Source organism: Pseudundibacterium arcticum, from assembly GCF_042646465.1.
Taxonomy (GTDB): Bacteria; Pseudomonadota; Gammaproteobacteria; order Burkholderiales; family Burkholderiaceae_D; genus Undibacterium_A; species Undibacterium_A arcticum.
In genome coordinates, this window is record NZ_JBHRTP010000026.1 from 1 (window position 1) to 4033 (window position 4033).

At 51.6% G+C, this 4033-nt stretch carries 3 protein-coding genes and 1 pseudogene; 1 reads left to right on the top strand and 3 read right to left on the bottom strand.

Annotated features, from left to right (window positions below; genetic code table 11):
- Positions 1 to 353, top strand: a pseudogene (locus ACFOFO_RS10075) (hypothetical protein); the annotation flags it as partial.
- Between the two features lie 465 nt (positions 354 to 818).
- On the opposite strand, the gene ACFOFO_RS10080 reads toward ACFOFO_RS10075, so the two are convergent.
- The 3 genes from ACFOFO_RS10080 to ACFOFO_RS10090 form a co-directional block, all read right to left on the bottom strand.
- Positions 819 to 1946 (bottom strand): GNAT family N-acetyltransferase, encoded by a 1128-nt coding sequence (locus ACFOFO_RS10080; RefSeq protein ID WP_390331470.1) that lies wholly within the window; start codon positions 1944 to 1946, stop codon positions 819 to 821.
- Positions 1947 to 1963: 17 nt separating this feature from the next.
- Complete coding sequence (locus ACFOFO_RS10085) at positions 1964 to 2662, bottom strand: phosphatase PAP2 family protein (protein WP_390331471.1); 699 nt, start codon at positions 2660 to 2662, stop codon at positions 1964 to 1966.
- Between the two features lie 282 nt (positions 2663 to 2944).
- On the bottom strand, positions 2945 to 4033 hold a 1089-nt coding region (locus tag ACFOFO_RS10090), incomplete at its 5' end, for a polysaccharide biosynthesis tyrosine autokinase (RefSeq protein WP_390331472.1).

Below are 4033 nucleotides of genomic sequence, written 5' to 3' on the forward strand. Positions count from 1 at the left end.
GGAAATTTGCTGCAACGTACACGGCGCCGCTACCGATTGGCATGTTCCAAATGCTGGTGGACGCAAAGGGCCACTTCAGCGGGTCTCGTGATGTAACGGGTGCTGGTGCTGGTGCTGGTGCTGGTGCTGGTGCTGGTGCTGGTGCTGGCGTTGGGGTAGGGCTCACGTATCCATTCGAACCGGAACTGGCGTTCGCACTCTTCAAAAATTCAGACGGCGTGGTTTGGGACGTATCAGTACCCGAACCACCTCCGCACGCGGCCAACAGGACAGCAAAACTGGTGCACAACATAGCGCGTGGTGTGAGTTCAAATGATGACAATTTAAGCATGAAAATCTTCCCAAGTCATTGATTTAAGCGAACCTTTTTGAGAAGCATCTAATTGCTTAGTTCCACTATTTCCAAAAAAAAATTTTTCGCTGGAAAATAATCAATTGCCAGGGTGTATTTTTAAAACGTCATTATTTTTCTGAAAACAACGTGATCCCGCTTAGCTAAACCGGCGATTTTGCTTCTGAAGGCACCGACGGTTTTGACTGAAAATCATAATTTTTGCCAACAAAAAAATTTGTTTCGGGCAAAAAAAAACCGCGATTGAACGCGGTTTTTTCATTGAAAAATGACAACTTCAGTTAGTGGGGAGAAATAATTTCATGTTTATTTTCCCATTCGATAAATGTTCACGCACTACACGTGATACTCGATTAATTGCTGCTTTGACACTTTCTTATGACCAATTGAATCCGAGTTTGTTTTTCATCGGCTACAAAAGCACTTACGACCATTGCCAAGATATAAAATCTGAGCCACCCCACATTCACATACTGTCTGCAATCCTGATTGCGACTCGCCCAATCAAGCTGTCCGTGCGCTTGGGGTCGAGCAGCCAGCGCTTCGCTTGTCGGCCGTAACCCTTGAACGCGTTCTTCAATACCATATCGCCGTTAAGCAGAAATTGTGCGCGAGAGCGATATACGGCGAGGTGATCCAGATCCCGCTGCACTCCCAATAATTTGTATTTATATTCAGACCGCCCCCACAGGAAGTGAAATTCTTTGAAATCTCGATCGATGCATTCGCAAATAGTCAGGTAGTAGCACAGCATTCCGACCATATAGTCATCGTATTCTGAAGCATGGGCAACAACATGCGAGGCATAATTCGCCCCGCAGTGACTGCCGATCAAGCCAGCGCAGACGCGACCGTCTATCGTTACGACACCAACGAACCCATACCTTCTCACGAGGCGAATGAGTCGTTCCGTCTTTTCCTCATTGTGGAGCGTAACCTTTTTCTTGACGGCCATCCTGGCGCTGCTCAACCTGATAATGTCCCGAATGTGCTGCTCACTCGCTTCCTCCTTCTCATAGACTTCATAACAGAACGAGGGAAAGCTCTGCGTGAGTTTGCTCATATAGCGCTTAATGTTCCTGCGCATGTTCTTTCCGAGGCTGGCCAGATACTGTTGTGATGTATTTGGCAAAGTCAACACAATGTCTTCCAGGCAATTGAATCGTTGATAAGGAAACGGGAGCTTGCGGATAGTTGTTTGCACGGCGTGGAACGTAATGACAGTGACCGATTTGAAGGCGCTGAAAATGGCATCCGCAAATCGACAGACCTCGACTTCCTCGATCTTGATCGCCTGGTTGAGAACTTCCACCTTTCCATTTTCGCGTCGGAATAGAAAAACAGTGATCACTTCAGCGCCCTTGCGAACCACGTAGGTACTCGCATTTGTAGCCGTTCCCTCCACTCTGAATTTTTCAAGTGACGAGAAAATATTTTCGTACAGACGCTCCAGTTCTGCCTCAACAAAAGCCGGCACTTCATTTTCGTAAAGTGAAATACTGATTTCTTCAGACTCCACGGATCGACCTGTCTCGTAACCAATAATGGGCGGACATATTTTTGGGCTGCTTGCGGCTATGGTCGTGGACTTCATATTCCCCCCAAAAAAAATCATGCTTCGCTCAAGGGCAAGCGATCAATGCTTTTAGCTTTCCGTGGGAATGGGCAAGAATAGTCGTCCTGCAGTTCCTTTGATGAGCCCCATCCGATTGGGGCAAATTTCCAGCCATGTCGAACGAACGGCCTATCGTGCCCGGAAAGGTAAAGCGCAAGGCAAGTTATCCAGCTTTGTGTGGGTGCTGGCTCTGCATAGGGAACCGCAAGCAATGCAATCAGACTCAATGCGATCAGTGAACGATACAACGCGAATTTTTGAGGGGGTTCTAAAATCCAAATAAACATGAGGCTTACAATGCCTCCCAAGATGCATCCTGCAATGGCCTCTGAAACAGAATGGGCATGTAACACCAGGCGTGAGATGCCGACAATCACACCAAACACAATGCCGAGCGCCACCCCTGCGGCACGGGAAACGGGCGAGGCTTTTTGCAGGATCAGATAAAACAGCACCGGGATAACTGCCGTGGCACGCATCGAATGACCGCTGAAACCGGTGAAATCCAGCGACCGAATTCCGATGCCCCATCCGATGAAAGCAATCTTAGTCGCGACCACCAAGCCCATTCCGGCGGCAAACAGCAGGCACCACCACAAGGCCACGCGCCACGAACGCTCGACGACAAGCCATACGGTGATCGCGATGGCAGCAGGTGCCATGACGGTGATGCCGCCAACGCTCGTGATTTTCATCCATGAAATCATAAATTGTGATGGCTAAGGTCGGCATCTGAGACATAGGTAGAGTGGCACCCTCGGTCAAGATGATGTGGGGTGGGCATCAACGCGGCCGAGTCGGAAATTGCCACGCCACTTCGCACTCTTATTCTGAAATGCGCGCTGTTCAGTTCCCTGGCTTTTCGATGGCATCGCGCCTTTTCCCTATATTTATACGGTTAATTTCATCGGCGAGATACATGGACATGGCCGTGCCCGTGCCGCCGGCCTAATACGTGGTCGGATGCAGTTGGTCGATTACGAATACTCCAGCTGGCTGATATTTTCATTACCATACTCGTAGCCGTAACCATAGACGCCGGGCCGCAGAATCAGGTCATTGAACAGAACGCCGGCCGGTGCTATCCCTGCGTGGTTCAAACGCTTGATCGACTCGTTGATCTCGCGTTCGGTCGTGAGGCCGGCACGGGTCAGGATGAACACGGCGCCGGCGTGCGCACCGATCACGAGGGTGTCGGACACGGCCAGTACTGGTGCCGCGTCGATCAGCACCACATCATATTGGCTCGATACCGTTTGCAGCAGTGCGCCAAAATCCGTATGCAGCAGGAATTTCGACGGATTGCGCGGCAGCAGGCCGGTCGGGATGAAATCCAGATTCTCCAGCACGCTGCGACGGATGGATTGCTCCAGCGGTTTGGCGCCGGTGATGGCTTCGGACAGCCCGCCCTGCCGCTCCAGGCCGAAGGATTGATGCAGATGGCCATTACGGAAATCGGCGTCGATCAACAATACCTTCTTGCCGGTCTCTGCCAGCACGGCAGCAAAATTGACCGAGACGAAGGACTTGCCCAGGCCCGGCGTAGGTCCGGTAATCAGAACGATATTGTTTTTGAACTTCGGCATCGCGAACTGCACCGCGGTGCGGAAAAAGCGCAAGCTTTCGATCGCCACATCCTGCGGTGCGGCCTGGGCCAGTATCTGCATCGGGTTCGATTTCGCGTGATGTTTGATGATCTGGGTCTGCTTGTCGCTATGCGGGATGGTGGCATAGACCACGCGTGAGCCGAGCATCTCTTCGATATGCTCCGGATTCTCGATGCCACTTCTGAGCGATTTTTTGATGAAGGCAGATAGCACGCCAAGAAACAGCCCGGCCAATACCGCCACGGCGACGATAAGCGGCCGGTTCGGTTTCAGCGGCTTCTCCGGTGCCATCGGCGCGTCGATCAGGCGCACGTTACTGACCTTGCCAACCGTAATCAGGCGCAGCTGTTGCGCGGTGTTGGACAATGTGGTGTACAGATCGGTGTTGACCTTGACGTCGCGATTCAAACGGACCACATCCTGCTCCAGTGTCGGCAGGGTCTTGATATGGCCGGCCAC